15 protein-coding genes are annotated in these 14,964 nt (G+C 40.9%); 5 read left to right on the top strand and 10 right to left on the bottom strand.

Annotated features, from left to right (window positions below; genetic code table 11):
• Positions 1 to 3 precede the first annotated feature (3 nt).
• From J4E76_RS17885 to J4E76_RS17875, 3 genes are all read left to right on the top strand, one after another.
• On the top strand, positions 4 to 627 hold the full coding sequence (locus J4E76_RS17885; protein ID WP_208506161.1) for a gluconate 2-dehydrogenase subunit 3 family protein: 624 nt from the start codon (positions 4 to 6) through the stop codon (positions 625 to 627).
• Between the two features lie 130 nt (positions 628 to 757).
• On the top strand, positions 758 to 949 hold the full coding sequence (locus J4E76_RS17880; RefSeq protein WP_208506160.1) for a hypothetical protein: 192 nt from the start codon (positions 758 to 760) through the stop codon (positions 947 to 949).
• 248 nt (positions 950 to 1,197) lie between these two features.
• On the top strand, positions 1,198 to 2,898 hold the full coding sequence (locus J4E76_RS17875) for a GMC oxidoreductase (RefSeq protein WP_208506159.1): 1,701 nt from the start codon (positions 1,198 to 1,200) through the stop codon (positions 2,896 to 2,898).
• Between the two features lies 1 nt (position 2,899).
• On the opposite strand, the gene J4E76_RS17870 is transcribed toward J4E76_RS17875, so the two are convergent.
• The 3 genes from J4E76_RS17870 to J4E76_RS17860 are packed head-to-tail and all read right to left on the bottom strand — an operon-like array spanning position 2,900 to position 5,776.
• Complete coding sequence (locus J4E76_RS17870) at positions 2,900 to 3,547, bottom strand: response regulator transcription factor (RefSeq protein ID WP_208506158.1); 648 nt, start codon at positions 3,545 to 3,547, stop codon at positions 2,900 to 2,902.
• Complete coding sequence (locus tag J4E76_RS17865; protein ID WP_208506157.1) at positions 3,540 to 5,285, bottom strand: tetratricopeptide repeat protein; 1,746 nt, start codon at positions 5,283 to 5,285, stop codon at positions 3,540 to 3,542. Before J4E76_RS17865 ends, J4E76_RS17870 begins: the two co-directional genes overlap by 8 nt.
• A gap of 2 nt (positions 5,286 to 5,287) precedes the next feature.
• Complete coding sequence (locus J4E76_RS17860) at positions 5,288 to 5,776, bottom strand: hypothetical protein (RefSeq protein ID WP_208506156.1); 489 nt, start codon at positions 5,774 to 5,776, stop codon at positions 5,288 to 5,290.
• Positions 5,777 to 6,017: 241 nt separating this feature from the next.
• Here J4E76_RS17860 and J4E76_RS21235 point away from each other — a divergent pair, with 241 nt between their 5' ends.
• Positions 6,018 to 6,230: a LuxR C-terminal-related transcriptional regulator gene (locus tag J4E76_RS21235; protein ID WP_208506155.1), complete on the top strand. Its 213-nt coding sequence runs from the start codon at positions 6,018 to 6,020 to the stop codon at positions 6,228 to 6,230.
• A 336-nt stretch (positions 6,231 to 6,566) separates the two neighbouring features.
• Here the strand turns inward: J4E76_RS21235 and J4E76_RS17850 are convergent, their stop codons facing one another.
• The 7 genes from J4E76_RS17850 to queA form a co-directional block, all read right to left on the bottom strand.
• Positions 6,567 to 7,298 (bottom strand): DUF1080 domain-containing protein, encoded by a 732-nt coding sequence (locus J4E76_RS17850; protein ID WP_208506154.1) that lies wholly within the window; start codon positions 7,296 to 7,298, stop codon positions 6,567 to 6,569.
• Between the two features lies 1 nt (position 7,299).
• Positions 7,300 to 8,349, bottom strand: a complete 1,050-nt coding sequence (locus J4E76_RS17845; protein WP_208506153.1) for a sugar phosphate isomerase/epimerase — start codon at positions 8,347 to 8,349, stop codon at positions 7,300 to 7,302.
• 2 nt (positions 8,350 to 8,351) lie between these two features.
• A complete protein-coding gene (locus J4E76_RS17840) occupies positions 8,352 to 9,494 on the bottom strand; it encodes a Gfo/Idh/MocA family protein (protein ID WP_208506152.1) in 1,143 nt (380 codons plus the stop codon).
• A gap of 1 nt (position 9,495) precedes the next feature.
• The gene (locus J4E76_RS17835; RefSeq protein ID WP_208506257.1) at positions 9,496 to 10,722 is read right to left on the bottom strand and encodes a nucleoside permease; all 1,227 of its coding nucleotides are present in this window, start codon (positions 10,720 to 10,722) and stop codon (positions 9,496 to 9,498) included.
• A gap of 50 nt (positions 10,723 to 10,772) precedes the next feature.
• The gene (locus J4E76_RS17830; protein WP_208506151.1) at positions 10,773 to 11,555 is read right to left on the bottom strand and encodes a DUF1080 domain-containing protein; all 783 of its coding nucleotides are present in this window, start codon (positions 11,553 to 11,555) and stop codon (positions 10,773 to 10,775) included.
• A gap of 53 nt (positions 11,556 to 11,608) precedes the next feature.
• A complete protein-coding gene (locus J4E76_RS17825) occupies positions 11,609 to 12,271 on the bottom strand; it encodes a 2-C-methyl-D-erythritol 4-phosphate cytidylyltransferase (RefSeq protein ID WP_208506150.1) in 663 nt (220 codons plus the stop codon).
• A 65-nt stretch (positions 12,272 to 12,336) separates the two neighbouring features.
• Positions 12,337 to 13,383, bottom strand: coding sequence for a tRNA preQ1(34) S-adenosylmethionine ribosyltransferase-isomerase QueA (gene queA / locus J4E76_RS17820; RefSeq protein WP_208506149.1), 1,047 nt, complete (start codon positions 13,381 to 13,383; stop codon positions 12,337 to 12,339).
• A 257-nt stretch (positions 13,384 to 13,640) separates the two neighbouring features.
• Here queA and J4E76_RS17815 point away from each other — a divergent pair, with 257 nt between their 5' ends.
• Positions 13,641 to 14,903, top strand: a complete 1,263-nt coding sequence (locus J4E76_RS17815) for an ABC transporter permease (protein ID WP_208506148.1) — start codon at positions 13,641 to 13,643, stop codon at positions 14,901 to 14,903.
• Positions 14,904 to 14,964 lie beyond the last annotated feature (61 nt).

Raw genomic sequence — 14,964 nt, 5'->3', positions numbered from 1 at the left:
GCCATGGAAAGAAGAAAAGCATTAAAAAATATCGGTTTTGGTTCTGCAGCACTATTCTCATCGAGTATGCTGTTTGGTGCTATGCAAGGTTGCTCGGCGAAGCCAACTGTGGATTGGATTCCAGTTTTCTTCACACCAGAAGAGGCTGCTCAGATGGAAAAAATTTGTGAAGGCATTGCGCCTAAAACAACTACTCCAGGAGCGATTGAGGCTGGTGTGCCCAATCATTTAGATCAGGCATTCTCCGTATTTAACACTGAGTTAGAGTCTGAATATTTCAAAAGAGGGTTGTCGGTTTTTGTAAAGAACTTTGACGAAAGTCAAGACGTATCTTTTAACAAGGCAACCACAGAACAAATCACAGATGTGATCAATAGCTATTTTAGAAAGTATAATGATGATCCTAGTATTCTTAGGAACTATCGAGAAACTTTTAACGATGCAGGGGAGAAGAGTGATGAGTTCGTAGAGGCACATTTTGTGACTACGGCAGTTGATGCAACGTTCAATAGTTATTACACTTCAGAGCTGGTAGGTGAGACTGTAATGGCCTATGACCCCATACCAGTCAATTACAACGGATGTATTCCGCTTGAGCCTGGGCAGAAGTCCTGGTCAAGTGTGTGATCATCATAAATCGAACGAAAAGGCCCCGCTCAACACGGGGCTTTTTTATTTCCTCTTGAGTGTTTTTTTGGTCTAATGGTAGTCATGGCCACCTACAACTTGCCTCTCGCTGAAAGATGAAGCCTATTTAGTGTATGTAGGAGTAGGAGTGTTTAATATCTTCACTACGCTGGCAACGAATGGCTTAGGAGAGCAGTATCTCAGGCATGGACTAGGGAAGTTAGGTGCCAACACCTATGTGACTTTTGAAGGGATCAGCATGGCGTATTCGAGTCGTTTCGCTACCATTTTTCTATCGCTAAAGGAAAGGGTAAGCGATTAGATCGATTCATGAGGTTATTTCTGCCACCTGGTTTATTAATGACTTTGTTTTCACTTTTTTTAGTACCAATGAGATAATCTATAGCTGGTATTCAGGTGAGTCACTTAGTCGTGCTCATTAAGGAAATTGTGTTAAAGTGCTTAGACCTGCCTTTGTATGATTACCTACCTACCTTACTGGGAGAGTCAGAGACTTTTATTATAGCCAACTTATAGCTTTCTTGGACATGGTAATTAAGAAAGCTGAATATGCAAAATCGTTTTGATGCAATAGTTGTAGGTTCCGGGATTACTGGGGGATGGGCAGCCAAGGAATTGACTGGAAAAGGCCTGAATACCTTGGTGCTAGAACGAGGAAGAAATGTTGAGCATATAAAGGATTATACCACTGCCAATAAAGACAAGTGGGATTTGCCTAACAGGGGCAAAGTCACACCAGCAGAGATGGAAAAAGACTATCCAAAACAGGGTAGAACCGGCTATACTATAAATGAAGGAGGAAAACACTTCTTTGTGAAAGATAGCGAGCATCCTTATCAAGAAACTCGAAGATTTGATTGGATGAGGGGTTATCACCTAGGTGGAAGGTCAATTACATGGGGCAGGCAGTCCTATCGCCTGAGTGAAATGGACTTTGAGGCAAATGGTCGAGAGGGAATTGCAGTAGATTGGCCTGTGAGATATAAAGATATTAAACCTTGGTACGATTACGTAGAAAAATTTATAGGTGTAAGTGGTGAAAAAAGGGGCTTCAGTCAATTGCCTGATGGACAGTTTTTACCACCTATGGAGATGAATTGTCTCGAAAAGCACTTTATGGAGGAGGTAGAATCCAATATCAGAGATCGCTTTGTAACTATTGGTCGTACAGCTCATTTAACCGGCCCTTTGAGTCATGAGAATCATGGAGGTAGAAGTAATTGTTTGCACCGAAACCGCTGTAGGAGGGGGTGTCCATATGGTGGTTATTTTAGTAGTCTTTCTTCCACATTACCTGCAGCGGAGGCCACTGGAAAATTAACAATTACCACGGATGCAATTGTACATGAGATAATATATGATGGAGATAATCAGCGAGCATCAGGTGTTCGAGTTATCGATGCAAAAACAGGAGAGTCTCGAGAGTTTACCGCTAAGATTATTTTTTTATGTGCATCAGCAATTGCATCAGCAGCTATTTTAATGCAGTCCAAAAGTGATAGGTTTCCAGAAGGAATGGGCAATGATTCAGGAGAATTAGGTCATAACATAATGGACCATCATTTGGAAGTTGGAGCCTATGGCAAATTTGAGGGTTTTGAAGATATGTATTATAAGGGCAGAAGACCCAATGGTATCTATATCCCTAGGTTCAGGAACCTGGATAAAAACTCACTTACTGAAGATTTTAAGAGAGGATATGGCTATCAGGGTAGTGCTTCGCGTGAAGATTGGACAAGGAATATTGCAGAAATGAATGTTGGTGGAAAAGCCAAAGAAGCACGATTTTATCCTGGTGAATGGACAATGGGTTTGGAAGGGTTTGGTGAATGTCTACCCGATCACAGTAATCAGATGACATTGGACTATGATATAAAGGATCAATGGGGTTTACCCACGATTAACTTTGATGCTGGTTTTGGACCAAACGAGTTAAACATGCGAAAGGACATTGCCGAACAGGCTGCGGAAATGCTCGAGACGGCAGGTTTTAAGCAAGTTGAAACCTATGATTTGGGCGCTAACATGGGGCTAGGTATTCATGAAATGGGTACGGCCAGAATGGGGCGCGATATTAGGACTTCCGTACTTAACGGATGGAATCAGATTCATTCAGTGAAGAATGTCTTTGTAACGGATGGTGCTTTTATGACATCATCCGCCTGTCAGAATCCATCTCTTACCTATATGGCATTTACGGCAAGAGCTGCAAATTATGCCGTGGATCAATTGAAAAAAGGTAATCTCTGATTTATAACTCAAAGACCTCGTTTTGGATCGCCCACTTGGCAAGGCCAACTGAATTCTTTAGTTCTAGCTTCAATAGAATATTAGCTCGATGACTTTCCACAGTATGAGTACTAATGGATAGCTCATCTGCTATTTCACCAGTGGTCTTTTCCTGACAGATGAGTTGAATGATTTCCAATTCTCGTTTGGTGAGAAGATCTTTTTTTGCAAAACTACTAGAAGACTTTCGGTTACCAGCATCAAAGAAAGTTGACATAAGCTGTGGGTCGAAAAAGTTTTTACCCACTTGTACCTCTTCAATAGCTTTAAGGATGTTTTCCTTACTCGAGTTTTTCAATAGAAAACCGAAGGCCCCGTTTTTAATCATACGTTTTGCCAGCCGAGGGTTATCGTGCATACTCAAAGCAATCACCCTGATGTTCGGATAATGCTTGTTTAGGTATGCTGTACACTCCAAACCATCCATTTCCGGCATATTGATATCCATCAAAACCATATCAACTGGTTTTGATTCCACTAGTTCTATCACTTGATGACCGTTTAAAGCTCCCCCGGCAAACTCGAGATTTTCTGTGTTGTTAATGATTGCCTCCATGCCATCAATGATGACCTGATGATCATCGGCAACGGCTATTTTTATCTTATCCATAGTGTGGTATTGTAATATTAAAGATCGCTCCTTGACCAGGAGACGTCTCAAATGTCAGTTTCCCTTTTAATATGTCTACTCTTGAAGCAATGCTTCGAAGGCCGAGCCCGGACTTGACTTTCGATTTTTCGAAGCCTTTGCCATCGTCTTTATAAGTGAGTATATAATCTTGCTTAGATTTTGCTAACTCGATAGACAGCTTTGTCGGATCAGCGTACTTAAGGCTGTTGTTGATTAATTCCTGAACAACCCTATAGATCAATACTTCTTTAGATTCGTCATAAGCACCTTCTTCATAATTCAGCGCCTCTTCAATCAAAATGTCTGTCGAAGCCTGAACATTATCTAAAAGATCCAAAATGGCTTCCTGAAGACCGAGCTTGGTAAGACTTGCCGGGATCATATTGTGAGAAATTCTTCTCACTTCTGTACAGGCGTTATCGATTTGTTCAAGAGAATTTTTGAAGTCTTCCTTGGCCTCTACCTTGTCTTGGAAGTTGGTGAGCCGGAGTTTGACACTGGTCAACAGTACGCCAATACCATCATGTAAGTCCTTGGCCACTCGCTTTCTTTCATTTTCTTCTCCAAGCACCATGGCTTGAAGGTTCTCAAGTTTTTTCTTCTGAATTGCTCTGGAGAAGAGGAGGTAGGCGATGATCAGAACGATAATCATGATAATGATTACTACACCAAAAATTTTAGCCCTTCGTGTAGCGAAGAAGGCCTGCTCTTCTGCTTCATCTAACTGTTTATCCGTTCTATAGTCCTCAGTAATTTTTGCTACAGATTGGGTCTGTTGGTTAGCCAAAAAATTAACTACTGTGTCATACTTGCTTTGCATATAGAAAAGGGCCTTCTCATAATTACCCAATCCTTTATGAGCTTCGACTAGCAAAGAGTAGATTCGATTATAGTGTTGCCAGTCGTTGAAAGCTTGAATAGTAACCAAATTTTCCTCTAGAATAGGAATAGCCAAGTCCATCTTTTTTTGAATGATTAATATCTTCACTAGCTCATTTGAAACAGCAATTTTCATTTGATCAGGTCCAATTTGATCATAAAGTTGCTTAGCGTTTTCAAAGTATTGTCGGGCGCTATCTATCCTTGGTAATACATTGTAGGAGTTGCCCAACATATAATTGAGATTGGCTAGGAGAGCGATTTGATTATCACCTTCTATACTTTCTATACCCTTTTTGTAATTCTTTACAGCTTCTTTAGTATCTCCCGAACGGAATTGGAGACTTCCTAATGCATAATAAGACTTGGCAAGTTCAGAGGTGAGTCCGTTTTCTTCTCTTATGGTAATAGCCTGGTTAAAATATGATGTGGCTTGGTCTACTTCTCTAAGTTGTATGTATATATCCGCTATCCGGTCATTGATATCTGCTTCTTTTATGGGTTGACCTGATTCTGATATTATTGGCAATAAATCTATGTATACTCTAATCGCACTGTCGTACTCAGTGGCAAGTCTGTAATTATAACCTTTGTAGAGTTGAAACTTTATGAACTGATCAGAATCAAGCTGATTTTGATCAATCTGATCTAAGTAAAGCCGGGCAGAATCTTTTTCGCTGTTTAGCAAAGATAGTATAAGTTCAAGGCCTGTTTCTGGGTTTCGTGTTCTTTTGAATTCAGTCTTAAGACTATCAACATCATTGGATTGGGCCATTGATGAAAAGGGTAAGCATAGCCATATGGCTATGCTTAAATATTTAATGAACTTTATTTTCAAATCTATGCTGTTGGAGGCGGAGGAGGCATTACTATTTCGCATTCGTCTGTAAAAAACATCGGAATTCCCGTCTCTGGATCTACATATCCTTGCTGAGCAATTGGGTTATTCGGGTTCGCTTGATTATACTGATCGATCACCTCTTCTGTGGTTTGCATCTGAAAAAACAGCTGAGTTTCGGTTATATCAGTATTGAAATAATAGGTATTACTGATTACCATCCTTTTAATGTTTTTATCAAAAGCGACTGCCTCAAACTTTAGTAGATTATCAGTTGGCATTTCATCGAAATATTGACCATCCTGATAGGGACTAGTTACTACCAAGTTTTTATAAAAATAGAGATAGTCCATAATTCTGTAGGACTTTCCATTGTGCATTTGGATATGTGGTCTAAACATAACAAATGGCATGTGTGTCATAATCTTTTTGGGAAGATCCTTCAGTTTCTTTAAAGGAGTGCCCATTGTCGGTGGGTTGTTAGTAGTCATTACCTTGCGTTTATTTTAGTTGAACAATTAATCTACGATGACTTTACGTCATTCACAATGAAGGTATATCATAATCAATGAATTCAACTAGTGGCAGAGACCCAATCTCTAATCTAGCTGAATTCAGCTAGGTAAAAATCGTCTAGCTGAAAACCACTAATTTCTGTTACAGGGGTATTCTACTAAAGGGCCCTCGTAGTTTTTTAGTCCCTTTATAAGAGACTACTTTGACTGGCTGACCATGAAACACCTCCGACTAAAAATAGATTTTACTAATCGTGAATTTGAAATAATAAATCTACTAGCTGAGGGTAGCAGGGCTAAAGAGATAGCAAATGAGTTATTCGTCTCTGAGTTAACAGTGCGGACGCACATGAAAAATATTTTAAGAAAGTCACACGCGCGCAACACTACAGCATTAGTGGCTACATGTATCAGACAAGGCCTTATCTAGCAGTCGGGCTTTTTTGATCCAACTTGGGTATCAAGCAATTGATGCCCTTTTTTTGTGAACTCGTCAATTCTCAGCATTGGTTTAGGAAATTCTTTTTTAAGGTGACGTTTTGTCTACATCCTTTATTTGAAAATGGGCATTAGCGCCTCTACATTTATCATATGCTCAACGTTGGTAGTTGGGTAACCAAATGTTAGTCAGTTATCAGCTGAAATCCGTGGTGAAAATTTGGATGAAGTTGATTTATTTAATAGTAGTCAAACTATTTACCTTGAAAAAGCCCTCACATGGAGGGCTTTTTATTTGATTACTTTTCTATAGGGGTACTAATAATGGCTAGAGTTCTCGTATCCAGATATTTCGAAATCTTACAGGGTTACCATGATCCTGAAGTATTATAGAACCATCTCCATGTGCAGGATTTTTTGGGAATCCTATGTATTCGGTAGTTCCTAATAGTCTTTGATGATTTTGCACCACTATACCATTGTGGATTACAGTTACATAACCATCGGCCACTTTGACTCCATCTTCATTAAACCTTGGTGCATGAAAAATGATGTCATAGACGTTCCACTCACCGGGGGCTACTGTGGCATTAACTAATGGGATGCTTTGCTTATAAAGAGAAGCGGCCTGTCCATTTGAATAGGTTCGACTCACATAGCTGTCAAGAACCTGTACCTCATATCTTTCTTGTAGAAAAACACCAGAGTTGCCTCTGCCTTGCCCTTCTCCCACAATTTCCATCGGGGCGCTCCATTCGATATGTAACTGTACATCACCAAACTTTCGATTGGTCATAATATCACCTGTGCCTTTAACTACTTCTAAATGGCCATTCTCAACTTTCCATTGAGCCGCGCTGCCATCTTTTCGAGACTTCCATTCGTTGAGGTTTTTACCATCAAAAAGGACAATGGCATCGGACGGGGCCGCTCCATTTCTGGCAGGTGTTACTTTACGAGGTACGGGGTCCCAAACTTCTGTCGCCTTTGGATCCGTAACTTGCGCGAAAGCAGTTGCTCCACAATAAAGTATGATGAGGGTTATTGAAAGCTTTTTCATGTTATTCTATTCCTAAAAGGTTGTTAAATTCTTCATCGTTAATACCGGCATCGGCAAAGTCATCAAAGCTCTTTTCTGTCGCTTCAATAATGAACTGGTCAATGTATTCAGCTCCTTCTCTAGCACCTTGCTCGGGAGATTTAATGCAGCATTCCCATTCCAGCACCGCCCAACCGTCATAACCGTATTGAGTCAACTTGGAGAATATGGCTTGAAAGTCAACTTGACCATCACCAATCGACCTGAAACGGCCTGGTCGATCGATCCAATCTTGGTAACCTCCGTAAACTCCCGACTTTCCACTCATATTGAATTCAGCATCCTTTACATGGAACATGCCGAAAAACTCATGATAGTGATCGATATAGGCGAGGTAGTCTAGTTGTTGTAAAATGAAGTGGGAGGGGTCGTAAAGTAGCTTGACTCTATTGTGCTTACCGGTTGCTTCATAGAACATCTCAAAAGTTGTTCCGTCATGAAGATCTTCTCCTGCATGCACTTCATAGCAAACATCCACTCCATTTTCATCGAAGTGATTGAGTATAGGCTCCCATCGCTTCGCAAGTTCTGCGAATCCTTTCTCTATCAAGCCTGCCGGTCTTTGTGGCCAATTGTAGAAGTAAGGCCAAACCAGAGCGCCTGAAAAGGTAGCATGCACGTCTATGCCTAAATTCTTTGATGCCACTGCGGCCTTTTTGACTTGATCAATAGCCCAGGCATTTCTCTGCTTTTTGTTAAGCCCTTTTGGAGCGAAACCCTTGAACAGTTCTTCATAGGCCGGGTGCACCGCAACTAGCTGTCCTTGCAGGTGTGTTGAAAGCTCGCTAAGCTCTAACCCATGGTTAGCAAGTGTTCCCTTCAATTCGTCACAATAGGTCTTGCTTTCGGCAGCCTTGTCTAAGTCAATCAATCGGCTGTCCCAAGTTGGAATTTGCACAGCTTTATAACCCAGGTCACTGGCCCATTTGGCAATGTTGTCGAGCGAATTAAATGGTGCTTGATCATCCGCGAACTGTGCTAGGAAAATCGCAGGTCCTTTTATCGTTTTCATAACTAGTCTTCAATTTCTGTCCAAGTGTTACCGTTTCTGTTAGATTCCAGAACAGCCTCGATGAATTTCATCCCTCTAACCCCATCTCTAATTGTTGGGTATGCTCCATCCGCATGTGCTTCGCCTCGGATGGCTTTGGCAGCTCCGATGTAAAGATTGGCCATTGAGTCAAAGATGCCTTCTGGGTGTCCTGGGGCCATTTTAGTACTCTCTTCAGCAAACTTGCTGGCATAAACATGCCCCGGCTTTAACACATGTACAGGTTCCCCTTCTTGTAGATGGTATAGGTAATTAGGGTCTTCCTGTTCCCACTTCAATGCCCCCTTAGTTCCATAGACAGAAATACGAAGGCTGTTTTCTTCCGCAGTTGCTATCTGACTTGCTCTCACAAGACCCCGAACATCGTTTTCGAATTTTAACATACTAGTGCCATCAATGTCTAGTGGATTGTCATCATAGAGCATATTAAGGTCAGCTAAGACTTTCAATGTTTTCAGACCAGTGGTATACTCAATCATATTAAAAGCATGCACGCCAATGTCTCCCATGCAACAACTTTGACCTGCTTTTGCAGGGTCTAAGCGCCAGACTCCTTTACGCTTTTCTTTATCATGAATTACAGGATTGATCCATCCCTGGTAATACTGTGAATCGACTTTCTGAATATCACCGATAACGCCATCGGCAATCATTGACTTCATTTGTCTCACCATAGGGTAGCCTGTATAGGTGTGAGTGAGCATAAAGACGACTTGATGCTTTTCTACGAGCTCTTCCAGTTCGATGGCTTCTGCCGCAGTATTTGTGACAGGTTTTTCGCAGATGACATGGAAGCCTGCTTGGATCAGCTGCTTGGCCATAGGGTAATGCAAGAAGTTAGGAGTGACTACCACCACGGCTTCTATACGCTCGTCAGCCGGAAGTTCAAGTTCCTTTTCTATGAAGGTGTCAATGTTTGGATAAGTCCTCGATGGATCAAGCTCCAACTTGTTGGCAAATGTGAGCGCATTATCATAATCTGTATCAAATGCACCGCCAACTAAAGTGTATTCTTCACCTATGTAGGTGGCAATTCTATGAACAATGCCTATAAAAGAGGAGAGACCTCCTCCGATCATTCCTAGTCTAATTTTTTTGTGACCCATATTACTTGTCGTATTCTACAGTTTCGTTTTTAAAAGCGAAGAAGAAAATCAGGAATACTAACACAGCAAATCCTGCTGGTAGTAACCAAATGCTCTGCCAGTCGTGCACAGTTCCTTCAACATAATAGGCTGATATTTTTCCGGCTGCCCAAAAACCTATGAGCATACCCACACCATAAGTGGCCAGGGTAATCATTCCCTGAGCAGCACTTTTGTACTTTGCTCCAGCTTTTGAATCGGTATAAATTTGACCCGATACGAAGAAGAAATCATAACAGATTCCGTGTAGGGCAATGCCGATTAATAACATAAATACAAGGCTGTCTGAGTTGCCATAAGCAAAAAGTACGTATCTCAATGCCCATGCAAGCATACCGAATAGGAGTGTTTTTTTAATGCCATACTTCTTCAAGAAGACTGGTAATAGGAGCATGAACAGCACTTCGGATATCTGTCCAATCGTCATCTTTCCTGTAGCGTTGCTTACACCAATTTCTGTTAAGAAAGGATTGGCTTGCTGGTAGTAGAAAGCAAGTGGGATACAGATAAGAATAGAAGAGAAGAAGAATACTGCAAAGTTTCTGTCTTTCAATAGTTTCAAGGCATCCAAGCCGAGAATATCTCTTAGTGTTACTTTGGCTCCTTTTTCAACTGCAGGAGGTGTTTGTGGCAATGTAAAGCTGAAAAGTCCCAATATGCCTGAAGCAATTGCTGTCATTAGGAATGTGTTTTTGAGCATGCCGGTGCTTATGCCTTCGGCAGAATCCCATGAAAAGACAAAGCTGATAACGAGCCCAGCCAGAATCCAACCTATCGTTCCAAAGACTCTGATGGTAGAGAACTGCTTTGAAGGGTCGTCCATCTGGCGGAAGGCCACAGAATTAACCAATGCCAGGGTTGGCATGTATATGATCATATAACCAAGCACATAAGGATAGAATACACTGAAATCTGAGGCTTGAGACATCATATAAAGTAGTCCAGCACCGATTAAGTGGAGAACCCCTAAAATTCGCTCAGCATTGAAGAACCTGTCTGCAATTAATCCAATGATAAAAGGTGCTATTATGGCCCCCCAAGATTGAGTAGAGTAAGCCAAGGACACTTCACCATCCGTTGCCGAAAGATTATTTAGTAAGTAGGTTCCCATGGTTACGAACCATCCTCCCCAGATAAAAAATTGGAGGAACATCATTAGACTTAGTCTCATGGTGGTTCCAGTATTCATTGTACTCATAATTATTAGTTTTAGTATATCTTGAGTGCCTTTAGATTCCTCTATTTGGAGAGGTCTTTCAGCATTACTTTTCTAAACTGAATGGGATGACTTTCGCTTTGAAGCGCTATGTATCCATCCTTAAGAATTTTACCGTCCTGCTTAATTTCTTCTTTGAAGTTATTCACTACTCCTCCACCAATCACAGGGTTTGAGTATTTGATTAATGTGTCGCCATTGATGATATGGGCAATCTCTTTATCGCCTCTCACTAGGATGTCAATAGTTACCCATTCCTCATTATGATATGTTGGTGCATTGGCAGTAACGCAATGCTGTGAGGTAAATTGATTGTCGATATCTACATGTGTACCGGGTGTGCAGAGACTACCAGTAGGTCTGTCTCCCGTGCTAAGTCCTCCTAAAAACTGGGCCTCCAATGAGATTGGGAAGTCTTGTTGGTTATTCATAGACTCAGGTGATTGCGCATGAAGCATTACACCGCTATTCTTCTTCGCCCAGAGTTCTCCTCCCTCAACCTGTTCACCAATAAAACGGTATTCAATTCTTAGCAGGTAATCAGAGAATTTGTCTTTGTAAAAGAGGTGCCCAAAGCGATTGTCGAAGCGATAATAGTTGTCGTAAGAGACGGTCAACAATCCATCAACTACTCTGAAAGTCTCTCCATAATTTTCACCCACATCGTAGCCTGTAATTTTTGGTGTCCAGCCTTCAAGGTCTTTGCCATTGAAAAGCTGAATCCACTCATCTTCTTTCTGATTGCAGGATAGAAGGCAGCAGATGACTAACCCGAATAGGGTAAGGGAGGAAATAGCGCGTTTCATCATAAAAATTAGAGCAATAAGATAGGGAAAATCTATCTGAATTCAAGCGAGTTTTATCCGACTAAAAACGACTCAACGACCAATAAATCTTCTGGGGTTGTGATTTTGATGTTTCTATAGTCCCCATCAATTAAATGGATCGATTTTCCACTGTTTTCAAATACTGACGCATCATCAGTGAAGGTAGGTTGAAATGGTACTTCGAATGCCGTCTTAATGAGGTCAAGCTGAAAGGTTTGTGGTGTTTGGATTAAGCGAAATGCCGCACGATCCACAGATCGGTTAGAACCCGAAGAGACCTCTCTTAGTGAATCCTTTAATGATACTGAGGTGATGGCATTACCGTGACTTTCAGCTTGCGTAAAAGACATTGAGATTATAGACCGGTCGATCAATGGTCTGACGCCATCATGAATGGCAACAAGACCTTCTTTATCTTCTATACTGTTCAATCCATTTTTAACTGAATTGAAACGCGTTTCTCCACCTTGGATAATGTTGTGTAGAATTCTAAAGCTATACTTTTCACAAAGAGTCTTCCAGTACTGAATTTGTTGCTCAGGAAGTACAAGTACAATCCTGATACCATCAAAGTTGAACGCTTCGATCGTATGCATCAAGATAGGTCTACCATTCAAGAGAAGAAACTGCTTGGGTAATTCACTCAGCATCCGAGTGCCGCTTCCTCCTGCAACAATAATCGCGTATTTCCGCATAGTTAAAATTAAAAAAGCCTTCCTAGTATACTAAGAAGGCTTTCGATTTTCTTGTTCATTTTCGATCAAATGATCAACATGGCGTCACCATAACTAAAGAACCTGTAATCTTCTTTAATAGCAGTTTGGTAAGCTTCCATCATTAAGTCATATCCTGCGAAAGCTGCTGCTTGCATCAAAAGTGTTGACTCCGGCAAATGAAAGTTAGTTACCAAAGCATTACAAATTTTGAATTCGTAAGGAGGGAAGATGAATTTATCCGTCCAAGCAGAATTAGCTTTCAGTCTGTCGCTCGCAGAAACTGAAGACTCTAATGCTCTCATGGAAGTGGTTCCGATAGAGCAAACTCTTTTCTTGTTATCCAAGGCTTTGTTTACGATGTCAGCAGTAGGATCTAAAATCGTGTAGTTTTCAGAATCCATTTTATGCTTTGTCAAATCTTCCACATCAACAGGTCTGAAGGTGCCAAGCCCAATGTGAAGTGTAATAGGGGTCACATCTACACCTTTGATCTCTAAACGTTTTAGCACTTGATGTGTAAAATGAAGTCCTGCTACTGGAGCAGCAACAGCACCTACATGCTTGGCATAAATAGTTTGGAATCGCTCTCTATCTTCTGGCTCAGTCTCTCTAGGGATAGTTCTTGGTAGAGGAGTCTCTCCAAGTGTGTCAATCGTCTTGTAGAATTCTTCGTCACTACCATCGTATAGGAACCTGATGGTTCTACCTCTAGAAGTTGTATTGTCTATTACCTCAGCTACTAACTCGCCTTCTCCAAAATAGAGTTTGTTGCCAACTCTGATTTTTCTTGCAGGGTCTACCAATACATCCCAAAGGTGCATTTCTGAGTTTAATTCTCTAAGTAAGAATACTTCGATTTGAGCTCCTGTCTTTTCTTTCTGCCCATAAAGTCTGGCTGGAAAAACTTTGGTGTCATTGTTCACCATTACGTCTCCTTCATCAAAGTAGTCAACGATATCCTTAAAGACTTTGTGTTCAATTTCGCCAGTGTCTCTGTGCAACACCATCAATTTTGACTCGTCTCTATTTTCTACAGGATATTTAGCGATCTTGTCTTCTGGAAGCTCAAGTTTGAAAGCTGATAATTTCATAAAGGGTTTCTAGTTAAACCTTGGATTTCAAATAGCTGGCAAAGATATGAATATTTGGTTGAGCTTTGCATCTATTCTGTTGGAAATCTGCTATTAAAATGTTGTGATTTTACGATTGGACCAGGTCTTCCGCTTAACCGAGTAATGCTCCTTTCAATCAGCAGAATAGTTTTTTTAACCAAATTCCGTTTTAAGGCGTTTACATTTTTTGATTCTTTACGTTGTAAAAGTATTGTTGCTTTAAAAGCGCTTCTCCCATGCGATTAGGTATTTTTCTAAAATTGTTTGCAGAAAGTATAAGGTTTGCCATGCAGGTATTAACCACTAATCTGCTCAGAACCACACTTTCATTATTAGGCGTGACCATTGGTATCATGTTGATTACCTTGGTTTTTACGCTAGTAGACTCTCTAGAAAAGAATATTAAGGATAGCCTTGACTTCTTAGGTTCTAATGTGGTTACCGTAGATAAATTCCCGTTTGGAGATGGTCCGGATCCTGATTATCCATGGTGGAAGTACTTTCGAAGACCCAACAATAACTACGGAGAGTATGAATTTCTAAATGCCAATCTAAAAAATGCTACTGCGGTCACAATCGTGGGTAGAGCATCTAGTGTAATCAAAAAAGGTAGTAGCAGCCTTAGTAGTACTGATATTTGGGGGATTACCTATGAGTACAAAGATGTTTATGAAGTTGCTGTGGAGAAGGGAAGATACTTTACGCAACAAGAAATTGAAGGGGGAAGAACTGTCGCACTAATAGGTGATGAAGTAGCCAAACAGTTGTTTCCTAATGAAGAAGCAGTAGGTAAGGATATTAAGGTTAAGGGCTACAAGGTGCGTGTGATTGGTGTAATGGAACGAGAAGGCGAGAGCTTTATCGGTACTCCAAGCAGCGATGATCGTGTGTTTATTCCCTATAAGATGTTTACTAAGATGTATAACATCGGTCGAATCTTTGGTATCAATCCATCCGTAGCTGTAAAGGGTTATGATAGTGATATAGGCCTTGTGGAGCTTCAAAATGAAATGGAGGGCATGCTGAGAAAGGTTCGTGGGTTGAGACCAAAAGATGAAACTAATTTTGCACTTAACAGACCAGAAGCTCTTGCCGATGCTCTTGGAGGGATTTTCGATGTATTGGGGATTGCAGGTTGGGTAATAGGTGGTTTTGCAATACTCGTAGGAGGCTTTGGAATTATGAACATCATGTTCGTGTCAGTTCAAGAGCGTACCAAACTAATCGGTATACAAAAGTCACTTGGTGCTAAAAACTACTTCATCCTTTTCCAATTTTTGTTTGAGTCTATATTCTTATGTCTACTAGGAGGTGTGGCTGGAATTCTTATTGTCTACCTGTTGACCTTTATACCATTAGGAAATTTGGAAGTGATGCTTTCGACCAAAAACATTCTACTGGGAGTGGTTGTCTCAAGTACGATTGGTATAGTCTCAGGAATTATTCCTTCGGCAAAGGCTGCACGACTTGATCCTGTGGAGGCAATGCGATCGGCATAGGTTTCAAGTAAAAGAAATGAAAAAGGCCTCTGCGAAATTCTCGCAGAGGCCTTTTTACTAA

Origin of the sequence: Roseivirga sp. E12 (assembly GCF_017592825.1) — a bacterium.
Lineage (GTDB): Bacteria > Bacteroidota > Bacteroidia > Cytophagales > Cyclobacteriaceae > Roseivirga.
This window is presented reverse-complemented; position numbering and strand designations above follow the sequence as displayed.

Excerpts from the sequence above, each read along its gene's own strand:
- J4E76_RS17885 (WP_208506161.1), top strand. The coding sequence starts at position 4 with ATGGAAAGAAGAAAAGCATTAAAAAATATCGGTTTTGGTTCTGCAGCA.
- J4E76_RS17875 (WP_208506159.1), top strand. The coding sequence starts at position 1,198 with ATGCAAAATCGTTTTGATGCAATAGTTGTAGGTTCCGGGATTACTGGG.
- J4E76_RS17870 (WP_208506158.1), bottom strand. The coding sequence starts at position 3,547 with ATGGATAAGATAAAAATAGCCGTTGCCGATGATCATCAGGTCATCATT.
- J4E76_RS17860 (WP_208506156.1), bottom strand. The coding sequence starts at position 5,776 with ATGACTACTAACAACCCACCGACAATGGGCACTCCTTTAAAGAAACTG.
- J4E76_RS21235 (WP_208506155.1), top strand. The coding sequence starts at position 6,018 with ATGAAACACCTCCGACTAAAAATAGATTTTACTAATCGTGAATTTGAA.
- J4E76_RS17850 (WP_208506154.1), bottom strand. The coding sequence starts at position 7,298 with ATGAAAAAGCTTTCAATAACCCTCATCATACTTTATTGTGGAGCAACT.
- J4E76_RS17845 (WP_208506153.1), bottom strand. The coding sequence starts at position 8,349 with ATGAAAACGATAAAAGGACCTGCGATTTTCCTAGCACAGTTCGCGGAT.
- J4E76_RS17840 (WP_208506152.1), bottom strand. The coding sequence starts at position 9,494 with ATGGGTCACAAAAAAATTAGACTAGGAATGATCGGAGGAGGTCTCTCC.
- J4E76_RS17835 (WP_208506257.1), bottom strand. The coding sequence starts at position 10,722 with ATGAATACTGGAACCACCATGAGACTAAGTCTAATGATGTTCCTCCAA.
- J4E76_RS17830 (WP_208506151.1), bottom strand. The coding sequence starts at position 11,555 with ATGAAACGCGCTATTTCCTCCCTTACCCTATTCGGGTTAGTCATCTGC.
- J4E76_RS17825 (WP_208506150.1), bottom strand. The coding sequence starts at position 12,271 with ATGCGGAAATACGCGATTATTGTTGCAGGAGGAAGCGGCACTCGGATG.
- queA (WP_208506149.1), bottom strand. The coding sequence starts at position 13,383 with ATGAAATTATCAGCTTTCAAACTTGAGCTTCCAGAAGACAAGATCGCT.
- J4E76_RS17815 (WP_208506148.1), top strand. The coding sequence starts at position 13,641 with ATGCGATTAGGTATTTTTCTAAAATTGTTTGCAGAAAGTATAAGGTTT.